Here is a 21,882-nt window from a genome sequence, read left to right as displayed (position 1 = left end):
ATACCGTCTAGAATGGAGACAAAGGGAGGCCATCCGATCGCATGAAGGAAGATTATCTGAAGCAGATTCAAGCGACCATCGATTACGTGGAGGCACATATAGCCGAGGAGCTGTCACTGGAGCGACTGGCGCAGGTTGCGAGGCTCTCCGATTATCATTTTCATCGCGTCTTCCTATCCATGGCGGAGGTTACGGTGATGGAATACGTGCGCAAACGACGATTGGCGCTCTCTGCTTATCAGGTAGCCTACACGGATGCACGGATGCTTGACATTGCGCTGGAGAACGGATTCCACAATCATGAAACATTTACTCGTGCCTTCAAGCGCATGTTCGAACTGACGCCAACCGATTACCGCAAGAAAGGGATCCGACCACCCAAGTATTCAAAGCTGAACGTGCTTCAACGTAAGTACAATCCTTATTTAGGAGGCATTCGTATGGAATACCGCATCATCACCAAACCTGCTTTTAAAGTTGTAGGTTATGAGATTCGCACTTCAACCAATAATGGGGAGAACCTGCAGCAAATCCCGGCTTTTTGGCAGCAATATCTTCAGAACGGTTGGTCCAGGTCCATTCCGAACCGCATCCATCCAGATAGCCCTGTCGAGCTTGGGATTTGCCACAGCTTCGATATGGATTCGGGAACCTTCACTTATTTGATCGGCATGGAAGCTGAACATTTCGAAGGGGTTCCCGACGGCCTGGTATGTCGTGAGTTCATGTCCGCCGAATATGCCGTGTTTACAACACCGAAAGTTCCGCATGATCAGTTCTCCCCCTCCATACAAAGCACATGGAAATCGATTTTCGCGGAATGGTTTCCGCATTCCGGTTACGAGCACGCCGGGACACCGGAGTTCGAGCTTTACGATGAACGCTGTCACCCCGACAAGCCAGATGCACAAATGGATATCTACATTCCTATCAAACATAAAAATGCCTGATCAGACACAAAAGGATGCCGCTTACTAAGCGCTGCATCCTTTTTGTTAGCAATCCACAAGAAACCCAAATCTATGTTTTATGATAAACTCTAGAAGTTCGGTGAAGAACGAGCGCAGCGGCCAAATGATCCTGGAGAAGCGTAAGCGTTCGCCTTTGAAATCGTGAATAAACCGCTTAATCTCATCTAATTTCACGATTTCAACAGCTGAGAGTTTGCTAAAGCAAACTGGCTTCGTAAGCAATACCCCGGAAGGATATTTGGCCGCGCAGCGAGACTTATTCACCGGTCTTCTAGTTGTAGGATGGAATACAATTAATCAGGTAAGAAAAGGAGATTTCACAATGAGAAATGGAAAAATGAAAACGATTCTTTATTGGGTAACTACGATATTCGGTCCAGCAAGCTTCGTCATCGGCGGCTTCCTGTTCGTCACCCACGGCGAGCAGCAGGTGGCCGTATTGAACCAGCTCGGTTATCCCGTCTATGTAGCTACCATCCTGGGTGTCTGGAAGCTTCTGGGTGTGATTGCTATCGTGATCCCACGCTTTCCGCGTTTGAAGGAATGGGCTTATGCAGGTTTTTTCTTCGAACTCAGCGGTGCGGCTGCATCCCATGCATTGTCGGGTGACGGCCTTGCTCTCACCGCCCAACCGCTCGTCTTCCTGGCACTGGTCATCGCGTCGTGGGCACTGCGTCCGTCCAGCCGCAAGCTTGTCGCACAATAGGATAGGCTGCCAACAGATTCATATCAGGACAGGACGGTTCCGACGATCAAGCTCCTCAGATCACGCATTCGGTTAGGGGTATCCAGGGTGGAGGTGTTCATCATATCGCACAAGGCAACGAGGTCCTCAAGCCTCGCAAGCAGCCGCCAATTAGGCTCCAGCACCACGCCTTGCTCCTGATAGCCTCGAATAAAATGCTGTTCAAAGGCTGAGCCCTCCTGTTCATACCTTAGCATGTTGGCAATATCCACGTACCGACTCCAGGCAAAGGCGAACTCCCAATCAAGTACAGCAGACACCGAGCATCCTGTGGATCCATGCTGCATCAATATATTCAAGCCATTGAAATCCGAATGAACAAGAACAGGCCTTTCTTGACTCTCCGTCAATAAAGGGCCATAGGTTTGGCAGTAGGACCATACCGCTTGTGTAAGCTCATCGCCCAGCCATTTGCCGCATGGTTCATGAAAAAGGCTTTGTTCGATGAATGAGAGAAACCGCTCACCGTTCATGCTGAATGGCTGAGTTACCTTCAGTTCCTTGTCAAAAAAGCCCGAATCAGGAAACGCAAAGCTGTGGATGTTGGCAAGCGTGGTGCCGACTGAGGCTGCGGCCGATGTGAGTTCCTCAAGGGTTCCGTTTTTAAACACATCGCTTAACAAAAATCCCTCCTTCCACTCCTGCACAGCCCATGGTTTATCGAACGCGCTGCAGCTCGTATCGGCATAGAGGAAGTCAGCAACAGGTAAGGCTTGCCGTACGAGTTGTGCGATGGCCAGCTCTTTATCTGCAACCTCTTTTCCCCTACTGAATATACGAACCAGGTACGAATCGACGCCATCCTCCAGCTGGATTTTGTAGTTGAAATTGCTGCATCCGACTCCTATGCGTTCAGCGGAGGTGACCCGTTTGCCCCCAAAGGCAGGTCTGACGATTTCATTCATTTGCCTCAGGTCAAGAGAAAGGGGCGACACCGCTCTTTCCCAGCCTTCTTTCATAATCTCACCCGCTTCTTTCATACTCCAACCACCTTCTCCCTCAAATAGGCTCTAACCCTTGCTTGCCAAATCATGCCACGGATCGATCTCTTTACGAAAGCGTTGCGGGGAAACTCCCGTCATGCTTCGAAATAGCTGGCAAAAGTACGAGGTGTTGTGAAGCCCAACCCGCTGTCCGATCGTTTGTATCGATAAAGAAGTGCTGCCCAGCAATGAGCAAGCCTGTCGAATTCGTCTGTTAGCAATATATTCGGTAATACTGCTTCCTGTTTCCTTGCGGAATAATCGGGATACATGATGCTTGGACAGGTGAAGCTTGCTTGCAATCCACTCCAGTCCAATCTCCTCTGCATATCGCTCCTCCACCCATTCCATGATCGTTTCCGAATGCTTGAGCGTTCTCGACCTCAGCTTGCTAAGCGTCGTGCCCTGCTTCCACAAGGGATGAATAGTCTCCAGCAATTGCAGCAGGAGCAGTGCAAATACAGGTGCCTTCTCGCCATCCTTCGTATCCCGCAGCCGCTGTGCGTAATGGTCCATAACCGGGATCAGCATATCGTGAAAAGGGTTCAGCTCATACACCTGCAGCTCCTGTTCCTCCTTCCACAAACTCATAAATAATTGGTGAAGCTTGGGATACGGTTTGACATATAACTCAAAAACAGCCGGCTCAAACAAGATGATACTGCGTGTGTAGGGCTCAGCTTCATCGGTATCTACGTGCAGCTTATGAAGCTGATAAGGACGATAAATGAACAGTTTACCCGGCTGCAGCTCATAAATGCGCTGATTCAGCACAACATGGCCTTTACCCTGGTGCACATAATAAAACTCAAGCCCCCGATGGTAATGATAATATCCGGGGAAGTCGCCGACTGTTTGCTTTTTAAAAGTAAATGTACAGTGATCCGGACCGAGTGCGATATACTCCATTTTGTTCACGAAGGTGTTCCCTCCCAAAAATATCAATCCAACAACATTTTACCACAATGGAGTTACATTGGTGAGCGTTAAAATCCTGTATACTGAACGATACAACGCATACAAATACGGACACCACGACCACTGGGAGGGATACGGCTGTGTCATTTCGTAATAGGTTGTCTAAACGCCGTAGCATTATTTTAACCTGGATTATATCTTATTTTTCCATTTTATTTTTACCCATTCTGGTTAGTCTCGCCGTGAATCAGGAATCGGGGCAAACGCTGCGTGGTGAAATTAATAGAGCCAATGCCACCCTGCTTGCCCAATTGCGGGATAATATGGACCACGAGCTGCAAAATGTCCGCAGGCTCAATATGGAACTGTCCCTGCATACTATGGTGCAATCGTTGATGTATTCCAACAAATACGCGAACAACAGCTACATCTATGATGTGTACGAAACCTCAGAAGAGCTGAGGTTATTCAAGGCGTCCTATCCATTCGTGGACAATTTCTATATTTATTGGGCAGCGCAAAATACCGTCATATTGCCGGGTACAAACCGGGACTCCAAATTTGCCTTTGAGGACCTTCACGGTGGCTCGCCATCGATGAGCTATGAGGAGTGGATGGCGATTATGCAGCGCAAAAACTATCACGGCTTTCTTCCGATGCAAATAAAAAGCCAGGGTGGTTCTTTGAAGCCGGCAGTTGCGTTCATCACCTCTTTTCCAGCGGGACCTAATGAACAAAGCGTCGGCTCCTGTGTCATCCTCATAGATGCTGCCAAGTTTCTCGATATGACCGACAAGATCCGGTTGTTTAGTGGTGGGCAAGTGTATGTGTTAAATGAAAATAATACGATTCTGGTATCCAACTCACCCGACACGGATATACAGCTTCCGCAAATAGAGCGCTTACACAATTCGAAGGAAGTCGAATTTCCTTATAAAGCACAGGATGGCCAACAGTTTGAGGTGATGCATGCTGAATCCGGTATTTCCGGATTGTCCTATGTCTCGCTCATTCCAAGTACGCTTTTCTGGGAAAAGGACCGCTATGTCCGGAACCTGACAATTGTCAGTATTGTCATCAGTTTGACAGGCGGCAGCATCCTGACTTATTTCCTGCTCCGCAAAAATTACGGTCCCTTGCATCGCCTGCTCCGCTCGGTGGCAGCGCAAACGGGTGTCTCCTATAGCAGGAACGACAACGAATTTCAGTATATCGAGCATGTTTTCACGGAGACCATCGACGAAAAGGATAAAATCGGGCTGCATCTCAAGCAGCAAAATCAGTTATTCCGTTCCAATTTTCTAAATCGGCTGCTCAAGGGACAATTGGACGCTCCCCTGCCAGTCGAACATATCGTTCAGGCATATGGCATCGATTTTCAGTCCAGCCGATTTGCCGTGCTCGTATTTTATTTGAACGATATCGATAAGTTTTTATCACGGTTAGATCAGAAGACAGCCAATGAGAAAATGAAGCTGCTGCGCTTCATTATTACGAATGTCGTCGAGGAGTTGGCCAGTAAAACTCACCGCGGTTATGTATGCGAAGCCGATGATCTGATGGTCTGCCTGATTAATTTCAGCGGCCAGACTGAGCATGATTCCGGTGATGCCAATGATCTACGCCAAATTGCCACAGAAGCCCGTGAGTTTCTCTTAAAAAAATTCCATATTGATGCTACCATCTCCATCAGCAGCTCTCACCCCACCTTGAACGATATTCCGATCGCTTATAAAGAAGCGCTGGATGTGATGGAATACAAGCTGGTCATGGGCAGCAGTCCGATTTTGTCACACGAGGATATTCGCTCCAGTTTGAAGACTGTACGACAGGGTACCGATTATTTCTATCCGATTCAGCTGGAGCAGCAGTTGATGAATTGCCTGAAGGCGGGCGATTATGATCAAGCCAAAATCACGATGGATTCCATCATCGAGCACAATTTTTCCGAGGTTACCGGCCATGTCCATCTTCGTAAATATTTACTTTTTAATTTGATGAGCACGCTGATCAAAACCGTGGATGACATCGGTGCTCTTGGTACCTTCAGCTTCACACGGGACGCGGCTGCATTGGACCGGCTTCATTCCAGTAAAACGATCGAAGAGCTGCAATCGCTGCTGACAGAAGCGCTCCAGGAAATATGCAGTCATACGTCGGCCAAGCGCAAGCTTGCCTCCATGGAAACGAGGTATAAAACGCATATGCTGCTCATTCAGGATGTGATCGATTACGTCAATGTTAATTATCGCGATCGTAATCTGAACAACTCCCTGATCGGACAGCTGTTTGATTTGAAGCCCTCTTATATAGCCAGGCTTTTTAAGGAGCAGACGGGCCAAAGCTTAATCGATTTTATTAGTAAAACAAGAGTGGAAAGGTCCAAGGAGCTGCTATTGCAAAAGGAGCTGACTGTGGGTGAAATTTCCGAAGTATCCGGCTTTAACGATGTCCATGTTTATATTCGAACCTTCAAAAAAATCGAAGGTATTACCCCAGGAGCTTTCAAGGAAATGAACCTGGTTTAAATCCTAATCGCAACAATCATTCATCCGATTGTAACAATCGTCTACGGACGGGTATAAACCGTTCATCCGTTTGCAAGTATACGCCATATCGATTTCACTCAGACTCCCGGATAATCAGAGTAGAACAAACCATAAGGAGGAGTCATTACTAATGAAAAAAAGCTCACGTATTTCGTCGCTGCTCGCTGTTGTCGTATTAAGCGGTGGCACGCTTGCAGCCTGTTCGAAGCCAGCTGAGCCTGCCAAGCCAGGAGCGACAGCACCGGGGACCGCACCGAGTACAGCGGGAACTACGTATCCGATCAAAACCGATACGACCTTGCAATATTGGGGAGAAATGAATGCCAATCTTAACGGATTGAAATCAAGTCTGAATGAGGTACCCTTTTTCCAGGAATGGCAAAAAAGAACCGGAGTGAAGCTGAAATTTACGCAGCCTGCTACCGGCCAATCCAAAGAAGCCTTTAACGTGATGCTGGCATCCGGCGAGCTTCCCGATATGGTTGAATATGACTGGCTCAGCGGCTTTCCCGGCGGACCGGAAAAAGCGATCAATGACGGCTACATTTTGAAGCTCAATGATATGATCGACAAGCATGCTCCTAACCTCAAAAAATATTTAAAGGATCACCCTGATGTCGATAAAATGGTCAAAACCGATAACGGCAGCTACTTTGTGTTTCCTTTTATAAGAGATCACGAGGATTTGATGGTTTATCAGGGTACCATGCTGCGCAAGGACTGGCTTGATGAGCTTGGACTGCCCGTTCCGGAAACGATGGATGAATGGTACACGACGCTGAAGGCATTTAAGGAGAAAAAAGGAAGTAAAGCTCCTCTCTCCTTCCTAAGCAAGCCGAGAGCGATGGAAGGCATATACAATGGAGCCTTCATAGGCGCCTTCGGTATTCATCGGCTGTTCTATATCGATAACAATCAGGTCAAATTTGGACCTGCACAGCCGGAATACAAGCAATTTCTCGCAACCTTCCGCAAGTGGTATGAAGAAGGACTGCTCGATAAAAACTTCCCTGGCATGGACAGCAAAGCGTTGGATGCCAATATTACCTCAGGTGTAAGCGGTGCCATGATCGGCAACGCAGGCAGCGGTATCGGCAAATGGCTGCCTGCCCTGCAGGCCAAAGACCCGAAGGCTGACTTGATTGCCGCTCCATATCCGGTCATGAAGAAGGGCGATAAACCCAAATTCGGTCAAAAGGATTTTGCCTTTACCTCCATAACCGGTAATGTTGCGATTTCCGCCAAAACAAAAAATGCCGAGCTTGCTGTCAAAATGCTTGATTACGGCTACGGTGAGCAAGGTCACCTCTTCTTTAACTTCGGTACGCCAGGGGTCAGCTACAATCTGGAGAACGGCTATCCGAAGTATACCGATCTGATTATGAATAATCCTGAAAAGCTGGCACCTGCCCAGGCGATGTCGCTGTATTTTAGAGGCAGCTACGGCGGTACCTTCATCCAGGACAAACGTTATATTGAGCAATATTTAACTTTGAAGCAGCAGAAGGACGCTTTGGCAGTATGGAAACATACAGACAACGACAAATATGGTCTTCCTCCCGTTTCTCCTACACCTCAGGAAGCAACCGAGATGGCCAAAATCATGAATGACGTCAACACTCTAGTCGACGAAGCCTCATTAAAAATTATTTTGGGATCAGAGCCGCTGGATTACTTCGATAAATATGTAGAGAAATTAAAAACATTACGAATTGATCGCGCGGTAGAAATTCAGAATGCGGCATTGGATCGATACAAGAAACGATAAGCGATAACAATAGCACACAAACACCATCATGTTGGGGCATCAGGCTGAATTCGGGTGCCCCACATCCACCATAGAAAAGGAGAGCGACCGCTTGATGAAACAGGAACAGCCGGTCCGATCCGGTATGAATACCGAACAAATCCTGAACAGAGGCCATGCCATTCCCCGAGGAAAATCACGGTTTATACGGGATCTCGCCGCCAATAAATACTTGTATATCATGATGATTCCGGTTATTGCCTATTATCTCATTTTTCATTACTTTCCGATGTATGGGGCCAGTATCGCTTTTAAGGAATACAGCCCTGCCAAAGGGATACTCGGCAGTGAGTGGGCTGGATTTACCCACTTTATTTCATTTTTTGAAAGCTACTATTTCGGGCGCATTCTACTCAACACTGTGTTGATCAGCGTGTACTCGATGCTGTTCGAATTCCCGGCACCGATCATTCTGGCCCTGCTGGTGAATGAGCTCCGCAACAAGGTGTTCAAAAACTTCGTCCAGACGGTCACTTACATGCCTTATTTTATTTCCATGATCGTCATCTGTGGAATGGTCAAGGACTTTACCAACACCGGAGGTGTCATTCATTCGCTGTATGCTTTGTTTGGCGGGAATGAGCAATCGATGCTGCAGCAGCCCCAGTTGTTCCGGTCCATCTACATTGTTTCAGAAATTTGGCAAAAGGTTGGCTGGGAATCGATCATCTATTTGGCAGCACTCACAAGTATCGATCAGGAGCAGTATGAAGCAGCACGAATGGACGGAGCAGGACGCTTTAAGCAGATACTTCATATTACTCTGCCAGGCCTGATGCCGACGATCGCCATTATGTTTATTCTGCGGATGGGCAACCTGCTCAATGTCGGATTTGAGAAAATTATTTTGCTCTACAACCCTACGACCTATGAAACCGCTGATGTCATCTCGTCATTCGTTTATAGAAAAGGCTTGCTGGAATTCAGCTGGAGCTTCAGTACGGCAGTCGGATTGTTTAATTCCATGATCAATCTGGTGCTCTTAATAACGGCTAACTATATCAGTCGTAAAGTAAACAACAATAGCCTTTGGTGAGAGGAGTTAAGAGCTTGCATACACATTCCGGTTTAGCGGATCGTTTATTCGAATGGATGATTTATCTCGTACTTTCCCTGCTTGTTATCGTGACCTTATATCCATTGATTCATGTTGCCTTTGCATCTGTCAGTAATCCCGACCAATTGATGGCACATCAAGGGATGCTGTTGAAGCCGTTTGGCTTCCATCTCGAAGCTTACCAAATCGTGCTGAAAAATCCGAATATATTGACTGGCTACGCCAATACCTTATTTATTGTAGTCGTCGGCGTTATGATGAGTTTATCCCTCACGTGTCTGGGAGCCTATGTGTTATCCAGAAAAAACGTGCTGTGGAATCGTTATTTCGTTTTCTTTATCATCTTTACGATGTTTTTTCATGGAGGCTTGATCCCCTTATATTTGGTCGTTAAGGATATGGGACTGATTAATTCGCTGTGGGCTGCGATTGTTCCCTTTGCGATGAATACGTTTCATTTGATCATCATGAGAACCGCCTTTGCTGCTGTGCCGGAAAGCCTGGAGGAATCCGCCAAAATCGATGGAGCGAACCACTTCATTATTTTGCTGAGAATTGTACTCCCGCTCTCTCTGCCTGTTATTGCGGTTATTGTATTGTACGCCGCGGTTGAACGCTGGAACGGCTGGTTCTACGCCTCCATTTTCCTTAAGGATCGCGAGTTGTTTCCCTTGCAGCTCATTCTGCGGGAAATCCTGATTGCGAATTCGACAGACAGCATGTCCAGCAATGCCGCCTTCGGTGATTTGTTCCAGATTGGTGAGACGATCAAGTATGCCACGATTATGGTAGCGACACTTCCGATTCTGTTTGTTTATCCTTTTATGCAAAAATATTTTGTAAAAGGCGTCATGGTAGGTGCATTAAAAGGCTGATCGTTAACTATAACCTTGGAGGGATCTGCGATGCTAGAACATGAACAAGAAGATTACAATTTGACGGAAAAAGAAAATGTAATGCCAGCAGGCGCAGCCGCCTCATACCGTTATTTACGCCCGAAGGATACCGCGCGCCTGCTGCTTGACTTCCTGTGGCAGGAGTATGAGCTGTCCCGCCTTGCTTTTGGATGGCTGCCTGCTGTTGCCGATTATGAGCTTAAGACGAAGCTCGGTCGGTTCGGTTACTTGCACAGCCAGCATACGAAAGCGCTCCATACCCGACTGATCGAGCTGCCGGGTTCATTGAATGTCAAAGAAGGCACCCCGGCCTTGACTCGCGAAGTATTCGAACGGATCTCGCAAGCTCCGGACACTGCCAGCTTCATCACAGGCTATCTGCATGTGCTGCGGCGTATGTTTGTCCTTTACGATGGGTTATCGGCCAAGCTGGATACAATTCTCGACGCACCTACAGTGGATCATCTGCGTACGATTTTGAATTCCCGGCATGAGCTTGTCGACTATTTGTACGATCGGCTGGAGCAGTTTGGCGACGAAAAGCCAGCAGCCGATCAGTGGCAGGACTATGTTGCCGAGGTGTGGAGCCTGTACGAGGATGTTCTCGCTCATCGGCTGGATGTAGATGCGCTCCGTCTGCCGGTTCACCCGGCCGCAGAGGCCGCAGGACCCGTACCCGCAGATTCCAGCAATGATCCGCAGTTTCCTGTTTATGAACGGACCGATGCCTACAAACAATCGTATTCCGACCCGACGATGTCACCCTTGCAGGATAGTGTGAGGCAAATGCATTACATTAATGCAACAGAGATTAGCGCGGCGGAATCGCTCTGTTACTTATATTATGGCGTACAGAAGATGCCCTTGGAGTTTTATTATGATCTGGCCCGCCACTTATGGGATGAAGTGCGCCACAGTCAAATGGGTGTCCGCCGCTTGAAGCAAATGGGCTATAAAACCGAGCAGTTCAAGTTTTTCAACACCTCCCCCGGCGCTTCCATTGAAGAGCTGAAGCAGGAATGGTTCCCGGATATGTATGCGGGGTTGACCATGGTGGCAGAGCCCTGCTCATTCGTCAAAAAGCGGAAATGTGTCGAGAAGTTCTGGGAATTCGGGGATGCCCTCTCAGCAATCCAATGTGAATTCGACATGGTCGATGAACGGATGCATGTGGAATTCGGCAAAACATGGGGACCCGAGCTGTACAAACAAATCGACGATATCATCACCGCACGGGAAATGTCAGAGCGAGCCCGGATTCGCAGACTGGAGAAATTGGAAATTCCCGGTGATCCCGAAGAAATTCGCAGAGTAGCCAAAAACTTTCCGGGCTTTTGCGGGTTGTCTACGGTAGAGCTGCAATATACGAACTATTAAGGATGTAAAGGTGGTGAAAAGAGGATCATGATGGGTACGAATAACGTATTTCCGCGTTCCGGCGAACGTATTTCCAAGCTGGGCTTTGGAGCTATGGGCCTATCCGGGAGCTTCGGCAGCTATGACGATGAATATTTGATCCGCTCCGTCCTGCTTGCTCTGGATGGAGGCATCAACTTTATCGATACCGCCAGAGCTTACGGACGGTCGGAGGAGCTGGTCGGCAAAGCCTTAAAGCAGTGGACCGGCGAGCGTCCTTTTGTTGCGACCAAGGTTGCTGCACAGCCGGCCCCGGCCCCAGCCTCATACCCGCCTGGCTCGGGCTGGCATGCTCCTGTGCCTGTCGAGGTTGCCTATCCGAGAGGCATGCTGCGTACGAGCGTACTTGAATCATTACAGCAGCTGGGACTTGAGCAGCTTGATCTTATCCAGCTGCACCAATACTGGGCGCATTGGGACGACTCCGATTATTGGATGGAGGAGCTGCTGCGCCTTCAGGAGGAGGGCTTGGTACGATATATTGGGATTTCCGTTCCCGATCACAGGCACGAGCTTGCAATTGCTTTGGTTCGTTCTGGTAAAATCGATGCGGTGCAAACCTTATTTAATATTTTTGATCCCTTGGCACTCGATTGCCTGATCCCGATCTGCCGTCAGCATCAGGTTGCCGTTATTGCACGAATCATTCTCGACGAAGGCGGACTGACCGGATTCTTGAAAGCAGATACCCACATTGCTGAAGGCGACTTCCGTGCCAACTATTTTGATGTGCTGCCGCGGTCGATTTATATCGACAAAATTAATGCCTTGCAAACGTTCATCCCACAATATGCGGAAAGTCTCGCCGAGCTGGCGATACGATTCGCCTTACAGCCTGAAGGCATTACAACAGCAATTACCTCGATGCATGTGCACGAATTTATTCGCCCCAATCTTGAAGCGGCTGCTCGTCCTGAGCTACCACAGGAAGTATTCGAGCTGCTGAGAAATAAACACCGCTGGATTCGAAATTTTTATCAGGCGAGACGTTATTTATAAGGGAGGCACCTTCGTGAATCATCTAGCTGAAACCACGAACGACAGGAGCTACTGGGTCGACACCTTATGTCGGGTTGTGACCCCCGTTCTGGAAGCACTGGCCGCTGGCAAGCTCAAACAAACGATGCCGATAGAGAACAACACGGGGGACCGTGCCCAATTCACGCATCTCGAGGCACTCGGACGAACGCTGACCGGGCTTGCTCCATGGTTGGAATCGGGTTCGGATTCCGGTCATGAAGGCGAATTGCGCAGGCATATCGCTGTGCTGGCCCGCGAAGCGATTCGTTCTGCGGTTGACCCTGCTTCAGCCGATTATCTTAATTTCCGTCAAGGCTTTCAGCCTGTCGTCGATGCAGCCTTTGTCGCGCATGCGATATTGCGTGCACCGACTGAGCTTTTTGACAAGCTCGACGACGCCGTGAGGCACAACCTCATTGCCGAATTGACGGCCACGCGGTACTGCAAACCCGGCTTCAACAATTGGCTGCTGTTCTCTGCTATTGTCGAAGCCGCGTTATTCAAGATGGGAGCCGCATGGGATTCCATGCGTATTGATTACGCCCTCAGGCAGCATGAGCAGTGGTATAAAGGCGATGGAGCCTATGGCGATGGCCCTGAATTTCACTGGGACTATTACAACAGCTATGTGATTCAGCCCATGCTCATCGACATTGTTGAAACTGTCGGGGACTGTTACCCCGAATGGCAGCAAATGCGCGCGCCGATCCTCTTGCGGGCACAACGATATGCAGCTGTGCAGGAACGGCTGATTTCACCCGAAGGCACCTTCCCTCCGATCGGTCGGTCACTGGCTTATCGGACCGGCGCCTTTCAGCTGCTCGCACAAGTCGCGCTGCGCGAAGAGCTGCCGGGCGATATCGCGCCGGCTCAAGTCCGCTGTGCACTGACCGCCGTAATCCGTCGTACGCTTGAAGCTCCTGGCACCTACGATGTCAATGGCTGGCTGCAAATTGGCCTGTCTGGTACGCAGCCGGGAATCGGCGAGTATTATATTTCAACGGGCAGCTTGTATTTATGTTCGACCGTATTTATTACTTTGGGACTGCCTGCTCATTCCAGCTTCTGGCAGGGCTCAGCCGATTGGACAGCCAAGAAGATATGGTCGGGTGCGCCAACTGTCGTGGACCAAGCACTGCGCAAATCATAGAACACAAATAAAGGCAGAGAAGCTTATTAAACAGCTCCCTGCCTTTGCTTATGAGTTATGTCTTCTATATCCTCTTCCGACAGAAACTACCACTTATTTAAAGTTTGCCATAACCTTTTCCAAATATTCCTCAATCGGTACAGAATTTCTGAGTGCGACCAGATTCTTGCTGGATTGACCTACCAGTGTACGGAATTGCTGGCTGGCCCCGGTTGCCAAAGCCTCAATCTCATCGACGATATTTTGTGGGTCCTCCAAACGACTGCTGTCCATATTTTCGAACATGCGCTTCACTTTTGCGGTTATGGCATCATAGTCCTTAATATCTTCGTTCGTGTTCCAAATGACGTTATTCACAAAATTATTACCACTGGAACCGTCTTGCTCCACCAATCTTAATTCGATATTCAGCGGCTTCAGCTCGTAATAAAGACCTTCGATCAGTCCTTCCAATGCGAATTTGGACATGTTATACAACGATCCCGTCGGTACGGCAGTCGTAACCCCCATCATGGAGCTGATGTTGATGAACATGCCTCCCCCATTAGCACGATAGTGCGGCAAAAACGCACGAATCACATTAATCGGACCACGAACGTTAACAGCAAACTGCCAATCTATATCTTCCTCATCGGCCAGCTCCAAGGCACCATAGGTACCCATCCCCGCGTTATTCACAACCACATCGATTCGACTGAATGCAGCAATCGCCTGCTCTACGGCTGTTCGTACTTGCTGCACATTTGTAACATCCAGCTTGAAGATTTTAATATTGCTGTACTTGGTAAGCTCCGTTTCCTTGTCAGGCGTGCGCATCGTAGCGGCTACGTTCCAGCCCATCTTGGCAAAATGAATTGCCGTTAATTTGCCCAGCCCAGAGCTGGCTCCTGTAATAAAAATCGTTTTGTTCATGGGTTGATCTCCTCTTTCTGATTTGTTTTATATGGATCATTCTCAATCTCAAGCGTGTATAGATCGAATGTTCATTCTACTGACGTTTAAAAAAATCGGCCCTGGTTAACCAAGACCTGTTTAATTGGCTATTTGGATATCTCGGCTTATTCCGTTCCAGCAAGCCTGTATCGCGTTGCGAGCAATTTCTTCAGTGAATTCAATGTTCCCATGAATATGTCCTTTGACCATATATACGATAGATCCGTAATGCATTTGGACCATTAACTCCGGCTGCATGTCGATAATGAGCTGTTGATCAATCGCCTCGGCATAAAGTTTGTTCATTGGACCGCACCAGCCGCCCGAGTATGCCTCTTTTTTGACCTCTTCATAAATATAGGGCGAAAACGAATACTGCTCAATAAACAAAAATCCTTCAGGATACTTTTTGCTCAGCTCAATTACCTTCTCCCAGCCCCAGTTAAAGCGTTCCCGAATGGTTCCTTTCTGATTCAAGCCCTGAATTACATATTCACCGTTAAAGGTAACAATCCCCTTATACAGCTCATTAACGATATCCTCCTTGCTCTGAAAATAGTGATAAATATTACCTGTCGATACGCCGGATTCCTTAGCGATCAACGCCATTGATGTAGCTTGCAGCTCCCTTTGAATAATGATGCGAAGGGTTGTCTCCAAAACAGCCTGCTGTACTTTATTATATTTATCAAACATAGCATCCCTCCGCGAATCAGCTTAGTCAACAATCATAGATCGAATGTTCATTCTATTGTATAACCATTTTGTCTACTTTGTCAAACGGAAACATTAGTTATAACGGTTGTTTCTTTTGAACTGTACGGAATCCATCTGTTATGATTCTCTACAGAGATCATTGTTATAACGCCGATTCAAAAAATACAGTCAATATGACGAAGGAGTTTCTCATGCTAAAAATAGCCATTATTATTGGCAGCACGCGTCCAGGTCGCAGAGGTGAAGCCATTGCTCGATGGGTGCATGAGATCGCCCAAAAACGCAGTGATGCTGAGTACGAGCTCGTCGATCTAGCAGCTTTCAATTTGCCGTTATATGATGAACCCAATCCTCCAGTTTTGAGTCGATATACGAAACCGCATACGCTCGCTTGGTCTGAAGCAATCAAATCGTTTGATGGCTTTGTTTTCGTAACACCTGAATATAATCATGCGATCCCCGGGGCACTCAAAAACGCCATCGACTATCTTTTTAACGAATGGAAGGATAAAGCCGCGGGTATAGTCAGCTATGGCGGCGGTACAGGCGGGGCTCGAGCGGCAGAAAACCTGAGACTAATTTTGGGTGAGCTGCATGTTGCTGACGTACGCGCTCAGGTTACCTTATCGGTCTTTACAGACTTTGAAAACTACAGTATTCTAAAGCCCGCACCTCATCAGGAAGCGGCCGTCAACACGCTTTTCGATCAAGTCACTGCCTGGAGCGGCGCATTAAAGGTTTTACGTTAATTGTTAACATTCTAACCTAATTTGAGTCAATTAGCTGTTATAAGGTGCAGCGTAAGGAGTCCACACATGTCCAAGAATCAAGATAAATCAGAGACTTTCCCTGACAGGAGTCGTATCCATCTGCAAGCTGACTGCGAGAATTGCTTCGGCTTGTGCTGTGCAGCGCTGCCCTTTGCAGCTTCGTCTGATTTTGCAATCGACAAAAATGCCGGTCAGCCCTGTCCCAACCTGCAGTCGGATTTTCGCTGCGGTGTTCATACAAGCCTCAGAGAACTCGGTTTTCGAGGTTGCACGGTTTATGACTGCTTTGGTGCAGGGCAGAAAGTTTCCCAAGTCACCTTCGGTGGACAAGACTGGCGGCAAGCCCCGGATACGGCGAAGCCAATGTTCGAGGTATTTCCGATCATGCGGCAGCTCCATGAGCTGCTCTGGTATTTGAAAGAAGCGTTGACGCTGCAGCCGGCCCAGCCAATCCACGGTGAGCTCAGCCTCGCACTCGAAGAAACAGAACGCTTAACTTACCTCAGTCCCGACTCTCTCATGGAGCTTGACGTGGCCGAACATCGGGCCTATGTCAATTCTCTGCTCCTGAGGACAAGCGAACTTGTAAGAGCCGAGGCTCGTTACCAGCACGAGGCTTCCCCACGGCGTAAGAAGAACTACGGCCGAGGGGCTGACCTTATCGGGGCCAAGCTTGGAGGAGCAGATCTCAAAGGCGCCAACTTGCGAGGGGCGTACCTTATTGCCGCTGACCTCAAAGGTGCCGACTTGAGAGTGGCTGACCTCATCGGGGCAGATTTCCGAGACGCTGATCTCAGTGGCGCCGACCTCACCGACAGTATCTTTCTCACCCAAGCCCAGCTCAACGCGGCGAAGGGCGATGCCGATACCAAGCTGCCCTCTTCACTCACTCGCCCAACACATTGGACGAGCTTCGGAGCGTAAGGCAGCTTTCGGCTAAGCGAAATATGTACGGATCGCCTGTTCCGTCGTTTCTTTACCTGTTTGAATCGTTCGCTCAATCTCCCAATCCCAGTACTCCGGCCTGAACAATTCCACGGATACCATTTCACTGTATCCAATTTCACTCAGCGTTCTTAGGATCGCATCCAAGTCCACGCAGCCATGCCCTGGCCATACCCGGTGTTGATCCCTCAAAGCGCCAACAGGTAAATCTTCACAATCGTCAATATGGAAAACGAAGATTTTAGCGGGATCTGCCTGCTGTAAATCCTCAATCCTGGAGTTCATTACATGAAAATGGAAGCAATCCAGCACGATTCCAACATTGTCGCGGTTAGCCGCTTGAACGATTTGATAGGCCTGTTCAAACGTATTGACCGAGCAGTTCGGATAACCCACGAATTCGAAGGCCAGGCTTACCCCGTAAGCTTGTGCACGGTCTGCCAAATCATGCAGGACCCTGACGGTATCCTCCTGAATTTGTAACCGGTTTCAACTCGAAAGCTGATGAATTCAAGCGGATTTCAATCAGATCGTACCCGTGCTTCTCACAAAATTCAAGATCGATTTATTGAAAGACACTTCTCCCCATTTCCAGTTTCACCCCATCAGATACAAGACTCCTTTTCCATGCGAATAATGAAATCCTCTCAGCAACTGATTATTCCAGAATAACCATCTTCTGCATATATCCCTCATGTTTGGGTACTTTAAATTAATAAACCTTAAGGAAAAGAGGAATAAAGGTTTGGTTACATTCTTTTCTTTTGTCACATTGCTTATCGGAATGGTCATCATTACTTATATAGACTCGATTGTTTATGGCACTTCTTTCCTAAAAGCGTTCATGAACATCACAGAAATTAACATGCACACAGGGAGGGAAATTGTATTTGTAACAATTGGACTCAGCTTTATGTATGCCATTATTGTCGATTATCGATTAAGGAAAAATAAAAATCATTGTAACCATCATACTGATTAAATAAGGAGCTGAGTGAATGTGAGACTAGTGGAAAAAATATCGCTGTCGCAGCTATTCGTTCTTATATTCAGCTTCCATTTGGGTACTACAATTGTTGTTAGTGTTGCCAATCAAGCGAAACAGGACGCATGGATCGCTATTTTGCTTGCTTCTTTCATAGGGATCGGTTTAATACAATTTTATAGTTTCATTTTAATGAAAATGCCCAATAAAAACTTATTTGAAATTCTAGAGGCTTGCTTTGGAAGAAAAATAGCGATTTTAGTATCCCTGGGTTACATTGAATACTTTATTTATAATGCCTCCCGAAATTTACGTGATTTTTGCGAGTTGATAAAAATCGTTATTTTCCCAAATACGCCTATGGAATTCATTTCGTTAACCTTCATGCTGGTCATTGCTTATATTCTGTACATGGGAATTGAGGTTTTGGGGAGGAGTATGGAAATATTTTTCCCATATACTGTATTTTTTTTGATATTAATTATGTTCTTACTTTATATTGGCGGAAACATTCACCTTGAAAATTTACAGCCCATTCTTGCTGAAGGATTTAAACCCATTCTAAAGGCCATTTTTCCGGTTCTTCTAACTTTTCCTAATGGTGAATTAATCGTACTTACGATTATTGGAGCTTATGTGACTCAATGCAAGCATATAAAAAAGATCAGTATCATTTCTGTCACTCTAGCAGGGTTACTACTCACTGGTTTTACTATGATTAAAATTAGTGTTTTGGGGTTTGAAATTAACGAACGTTCCACGTTTCCTCTACTTAATGCAGCAAGAGAAATATCGGTTGCTAATTTTATTGAGCGATTGGACGCAGTAGTTGTTTTTGTGATGATGATGGGAATATACGTAAAGGTGAGTATCTTTTTCTATTGCGCGTTGAGAGGTATAGGATATGTCTCCAAATTGCATTATCGTCCATTTGTTATTCCAGTCGCAATGCAAATAGCCTTGTTTGCCATATTAATTGCAGCAAACACTACTGAACACTTCCAGGAAGGCTTTCAGCTTGTGCCCCTGTATATACATTTACCTATTCAATATATAATTCCATTCCTAATATTTTTGTTTATCATTTGTAAAAATATAAAAAAAGGAGGCGCTGCCAAAGATGTTGTTTAAAAAATTATTCAAATCCAAAACAAGGAATATTGACCCCTGGATTCCTCCACAAGAAAGTCGAAATATTAAAATTGGAAAAGAATTAAAAGCTAACCAAAATCGTTTTCAAGAAATTTTCGGACATACATCCGATTTCTATATAGAGTCCCTGTATATAGGGCAACAAGAAGCATTGATTTGCTACCTCACGACTATGACCGATGAACAAGCAATTAATGATAAAATTGTGCTCTCTCTTTCTGTCGCTTCCGTTAATCCGTTATCTATAGACAATGAAAGTGAGCTTGAACAATTTTGTAAGGAGAAATTAGCAGGAACCCAGCTTCAGTTGTTAGAGTATGAAACTCAAGTAATCGACAACATCCTGTCTGGACATGTTATTCTCTTTATTAAAGACTTTACTAAAGCAATTTCTATACGTATGAATTCCATTTCTACACGCTCCATAGAAGAACCCAGCACGCAAGGTATTATTCGTGGTCCAAAGGATGGTTTTACCGAATCAAGTGATACGAATTTAAGCCTGATTCGACGCAGAATCAAAAATCCTTCACTTCGTTTCGAAAAACACACTCTTGGTTCAGATACCGCTACAACTGTTTACGTATGCTACATTGATGGCATAGTGAATCATGGAATTTTAGAGGAAATAAACAAAAGAATCAGTGACATTAAAACCACTGCCATATTTGATTCGGGAACGCTGGAAGAATTGATTTCGGATAAAACCATCACACTTTTCCCGCTTATTTTCAATTCGGAAAGACCCGATACGATTTCAGCTAATTTAGTGGAGGGAAAAATTGCAATTATAGTGGACGGGAGCCCTTTCGTGCTCCTGCTTCCTACTGTTTTTAATGACTTTTTCCAAATATCTGAAGATTATTATCATCCTTTCCTGATGAGTTCGTTTGCTCGAATGATTCGATATCTATCTTTTATGATCTCCCTCTTATTTCCTTCTTTATATTTATCCGTTATCACCTATCATATTGAAATCATTCCGACACCCTTATTGGTAAGCCTCACGTCTCAGAGAGAAAATATTCCTTTTCCAGCTTTATTCGAAGTATTTATTATGGAAATCACATTTGAAATTTTACGTGAGGCAGGTGCTCGAATGCCTAAAGCTGTAGGTCCTACCGTGTCTATTGTTGGAGGCTTGGTTATCGGTCAAGCCGTAATTGAAGCGGGGATCGTTTCAACTTCTACGGTTATTATTATTGCATTATCGACAATTTCAAGCTTTGTTTCCCCTATTTACAGCTTTGCTGTATCGACTCGTTTATTGAGATTTATTCTGATTCTTTTTGCATCTGTTTTCGGTCTTTATGGAGTCGCATTAGGTTTGCTCCTTTTGATCGGACACTTGTGCGGTCTTCGTTCTTTCGGAATTCCCTACATGGCTCCGTTTGCACCCTTTATTATTGAGGACCAAAAAGATGTTATTTTCCGATTTCCTATTTTTTCTTTAAAAAACAGACCCAGCTACCTCAAAACGGAAAAACAACTTAGGCAACCCAACGTTGAATCTCCTACGCCCCCGATGGAGGAAGACTCTGGATGATGACAAGAATAATCGGTTTGTGTGTACCTTTACTTATTATCGTCGTTATTGTAAGTGGTTGTTGGGACCGAAAAGAGCTTAATGCAACATCCCTTATTACAGGGATAGCCATAGACAAAGGGGAGCTTAAAAAATATAAATTAACAACTGAATCGATCATTGAAACAGAAATAAATCAAAAGACAGGCGGGAAAGCTACCCCATCCATCATTTTTAGTCTGGAGGGTGATATGATTGCAGAACTTGTGAATAGGTTGAATATTGGCTTCACGAGAAGTTCAACTTACTCTCATGTACAAGTCATAGTCATTAGTGAAGAGGTAGCCAAGGAAGGCTTACTTGAATTTATTGACTTTCTGGATAGAAATCGAGAAATACGAAATGAATATAATCTGATTATTGCAAAAGGAGTTTCAGCATCCGATATATTAAAAGTTTCTTATCCCCTGCAAAAATCTTCTTCATTTAAAATAAAAGAACAGCTCGAAACCATGTTTCATGATTATGGCGGGGATCCTCAAAGTAAAATCAAGGATTTTGTTTCCTCGTTAATTTCGAAAGGAAGAGAACCTGTACTAACCTCTGTTACCATCCAAGGTGATGCTGATAAAGGGAAAAGAAAAAGTAACATGGAGACAATTGAGCCCGATGCTATGGTAATACTAAGCGGTACAGCCATTTTCAAGGGCGAGCGGCTCAAAGGCTATCTTGACGTAGATGATACCAGATATTATTTGTGGACCCAAAACAAAATCAAATCCACCTCTATAACCACTACATGTGGAGAAAACAAGTTCATCACTGTTCATATATTTAATTCTCATTCCAAAGTTAAATCACACTACAAAGACGATAAACCTTTTATACAAATTTCGGTTACCTTGGAAGCCAAAATGGAAGGCACACAATGCAGCGATGACATGAGGAAATTAGAAACATATACCCATTATCAAAGCCTGATTGAAGAACAGGTGAAAGCTGGAATTAAAGGGACCATTGAAAAGGCCCAAAAGGAATATAGCTCCGATATATTTGGCTTCGGAGAAGTCATGAATAGGCAGGATTATCAAAATTTCAAAAAAGTCAAAGAAAATTGGAATGACGAGTTCGCGAAGGCAGATATTGATGTAACTGTAGACGTTAAAATGAGGTACTTGGGATTGAAAACTAACACTTTTTTAAATGAGAACAATTAATGATCATGAGCTTTAGCGAACCTGGGCGCATCGCTGACAGCGATGCGTTTTCTCGTGTGAGTCGATTTCATTACCAAAAGACTCGTTCGCAGCTGAGAGTCTTAAACGGCTACATTTCTACTTTGA

Annotated in this window: 19 protein-coding genes; 14 read left to right on the top strand and 5 right to left on the bottom strand. The window is 46.0% G+C overall.

The window, feature by feature from the left end:
- Window positions 1–41 precede the first annotated feature (41 nt).
- Complete coding sequence (locus OB236_RS22920) at window positions 42–950, top strand: AraC family transcriptional regulator (RefSeq protein ID WP_262686055.1); 909 nt, start codon at window positions 42–44, stop codon at window positions 948–950.
- Window positions 951–1,164: 214 nt separating this feature from the next.
- On the top strand, window positions 1,165–1,677 hold the full coding sequence (locus OB236_RS22915; RefSeq protein WP_262686054.1) for a DoxX family protein: 513 nt from the start codon (window positions 1,165–1,167) through the stop codon (window positions 1,675–1,677).
- A gap of 23 nt (window positions 1,678–1,700) precedes the next feature.
- Here the strand turns inward: OB236_RS22915 and OB236_RS22910 are convergent, their stop codons facing one another.
- Entirely contained in the window at window positions 1,701–2,696 is a 996-nt protein-coding gene (locus tag OB236_RS22910) for a phosphotransferase family protein (protein WP_262686053.1), read from the bottom strand.
- A gap of 30 nt (window positions 2,697–2,726) precedes the next feature.
- Window positions 2,727–3,608 (bottom strand): AraC family transcriptional regulator, encoded by an 882-nt coding sequence (locus tag OB236_RS22905; protein WP_262686156.1) that lies wholly within the window; start codon window positions 3,606–3,608, stop codon window positions 2,727–2,729.
- A gap of 149 nt (window positions 3,609–3,757) precedes the next feature.
- Between OB236_RS22905 and OB236_RS22900 the strand changes: the two genes are divergently transcribed.
- From OB236_RS22900 to OB236_RS22870, 7 genes are all read left to right on the top strand, one after another.
- Complete coding sequence (locus OB236_RS22900; RefSeq protein WP_262686052.1) at window positions 3,758–6,145, top strand: helix-turn-helix domain-containing protein; 2,388 nt, start codon at window positions 3,758–3,760, stop codon at window positions 6,143–6,145.
- A 151-nt stretch (window positions 6,146–6,296) separates the two neighbouring features.
- Window positions 6,297–7,934: an extracellular solute-binding protein gene (locus tag OB236_RS22895; protein WP_262686051.1), complete on the top strand. Its 1,638-nt coding sequence runs from the start codon at window positions 6,297–6,299 to the stop codon at window positions 7,932–7,934.
- A gap of 124 nt (window positions 7,935–8,058) precedes the next feature.
- Entirely contained in the window at window positions 8,059–9,009 is a 951-nt protein-coding gene (locus tag OB236_RS22890; protein ID WP_408638511.1) for an ABC transporter permease, read from the top strand.
- A gap of 14 nt (window positions 9,010–9,023) precedes the next feature.
- Window positions 9,024–9,905 (top strand): carbohydrate ABC transporter permease, encoded by an 882-nt coding sequence (locus OB236_RS22885; protein ID WP_372237400.1) that lies wholly within the window; start codon window positions 9,024–9,026, stop codon window positions 9,903–9,905.
- Window positions 9,906–9,935: 30 nt separating this feature from the next.
- On the top strand, window positions 9,936–11,303 hold the full coding sequence (locus tag OB236_RS22880; protein WP_262686050.1) for a DUF455 family protein: 1,368 nt from the start codon (window positions 9,936–9,938) through the stop codon (window positions 11,301–11,303).
- A gap of 30 nt (window positions 11,304–11,333) precedes the next feature.
- Window positions 11,334–12,341: an aldo/keto reductase gene (locus OB236_RS22875; RefSeq protein ID WP_262686049.1), complete on the top strand. Its 1,008-nt coding sequence runs from the start codon at window positions 11,334–11,336 to the stop codon at window positions 12,339–12,341.
- Window positions 12,342–12,354: 13 nt separating this feature from the next.
- Window positions 12,355–13,512, top strand: a complete 1,158-nt coding sequence (locus OB236_RS22870; protein WP_262686048.1) for a DUF2264 domain-containing protein — start codon at window positions 12,355–12,357, stop codon at window positions 13,510–13,512.
- A 93-nt stretch (window positions 13,513–13,605) separates the two neighbouring features.
- On the opposite strand, the gene OB236_RS22865 is transcribed toward OB236_RS22870, so the two are convergent.
- Window positions 13,606–14,424: an SDR family oxidoreductase gene (locus tag OB236_RS22865; RefSeq protein WP_262686047.1), complete on the bottom strand. Its 819-nt coding sequence runs from the start codon at window positions 14,422–14,424 to the stop codon at window positions 13,606–13,608.
- Window positions 14,425–14,544: 120 nt separating this feature from the next.
- Window positions 14,545–15,141: a TetR/AcrR family transcriptional regulator gene (locus OB236_RS22860; protein WP_262686046.1), complete on the bottom strand. Its 597-nt coding sequence runs from the start codon at window positions 15,139–15,141 to the stop codon at window positions 14,545–14,547.
- Between the two features lie 212 nt (window positions 15,142–15,353).
- Here OB236_RS22860 and OB236_RS22855 point away from each other — a divergent pair, with 212 nt between their 5' ends.
- The gene (locus OB236_RS22855) at window positions 15,354–15,911 is read left to right on the top strand and encodes an NADPH-dependent FMN reductase (RefSeq protein ID WP_262686045.1); all 558 of its coding nucleotides are present in this window, start codon (window positions 15,354–15,356) and stop codon (window positions 15,909–15,911) included.
- A gap of 66 nt (window positions 15,912–15,977) precedes the next feature.
- Window positions 15,978–16,856, top strand: a complete 879-nt coding sequence (locus OB236_RS22850) for a pentapeptide repeat-containing protein (RefSeq protein WP_262686044.1) — start codon at window positions 15,978–15,980, stop codon at window positions 16,854–16,856.
- Window positions 16,857–16,868: 12 nt separating this feature from the next.
- Here OB236_RS22850 and OB236_RS22845 read toward each other — a convergent pair whose 3' ends face one another.
- On the bottom strand, window positions 16,869–17,354 hold the full coding sequence (locus OB236_RS22845) for a sugar phosphate isomerase/epimerase family protein (protein WP_408638510.1): 486 nt from the start codon (window positions 17,352–17,354) through the stop codon (window positions 16,869–16,871).
- 523 nt (window positions 17,355–17,877) lie between these two features.
- Here OB236_RS22845 and OB236_RS22840 point away from each other — a divergent pair.
- Genes OB236_RS22840 through OB236_RS22830 form a run of 3 tightly spaced genes read left to right on the top strand, consistent with a single transcriptional unit; the run spans window position 17,878 to window position 21,756 of the window.
- On the top strand, window positions 17,878–18,993 hold the full coding sequence (locus tag OB236_RS22840; RefSeq protein ID WP_262686043.1) for a GerAB/ArcD/ProY family transporter: 1,116 nt from the start codon (window positions 17,878–17,880) through the stop codon (window positions 18,991–18,993).
- A complete protein-coding gene (locus OB236_RS22835; protein WP_262686042.1) occupies window positions 18,983–20,560 on the top strand; it encodes a spore germination protein in 1,578 nt (525 codons plus the stop codon). Before OB236_RS22840 ends, OB236_RS22835 begins: the two co-directional genes overlap by 11 nt.
- On the top strand, window positions 20,557–21,756 hold the full coding sequence (locus OB236_RS22830) for a Ger(x)C family spore germination protein (protein WP_262686041.1): 1,200 nt from the start codon (window positions 20,557–20,559) through the stop codon (window positions 21,754–21,756). The genes OB236_RS22835 and OB236_RS22830 overlap by 4 nt, the downstream gene beginning before the upstream one ends.
- The last annotated feature ends 126 nt before the right edge of the window (window positions 21,757–21,882 follow it).

It is taken from the genome of Paenibacillus baimaensis, from assembly GCF_025567575.1.
This window is presented reverse-complemented; position numbering and strand designations above follow the sequence as displayed.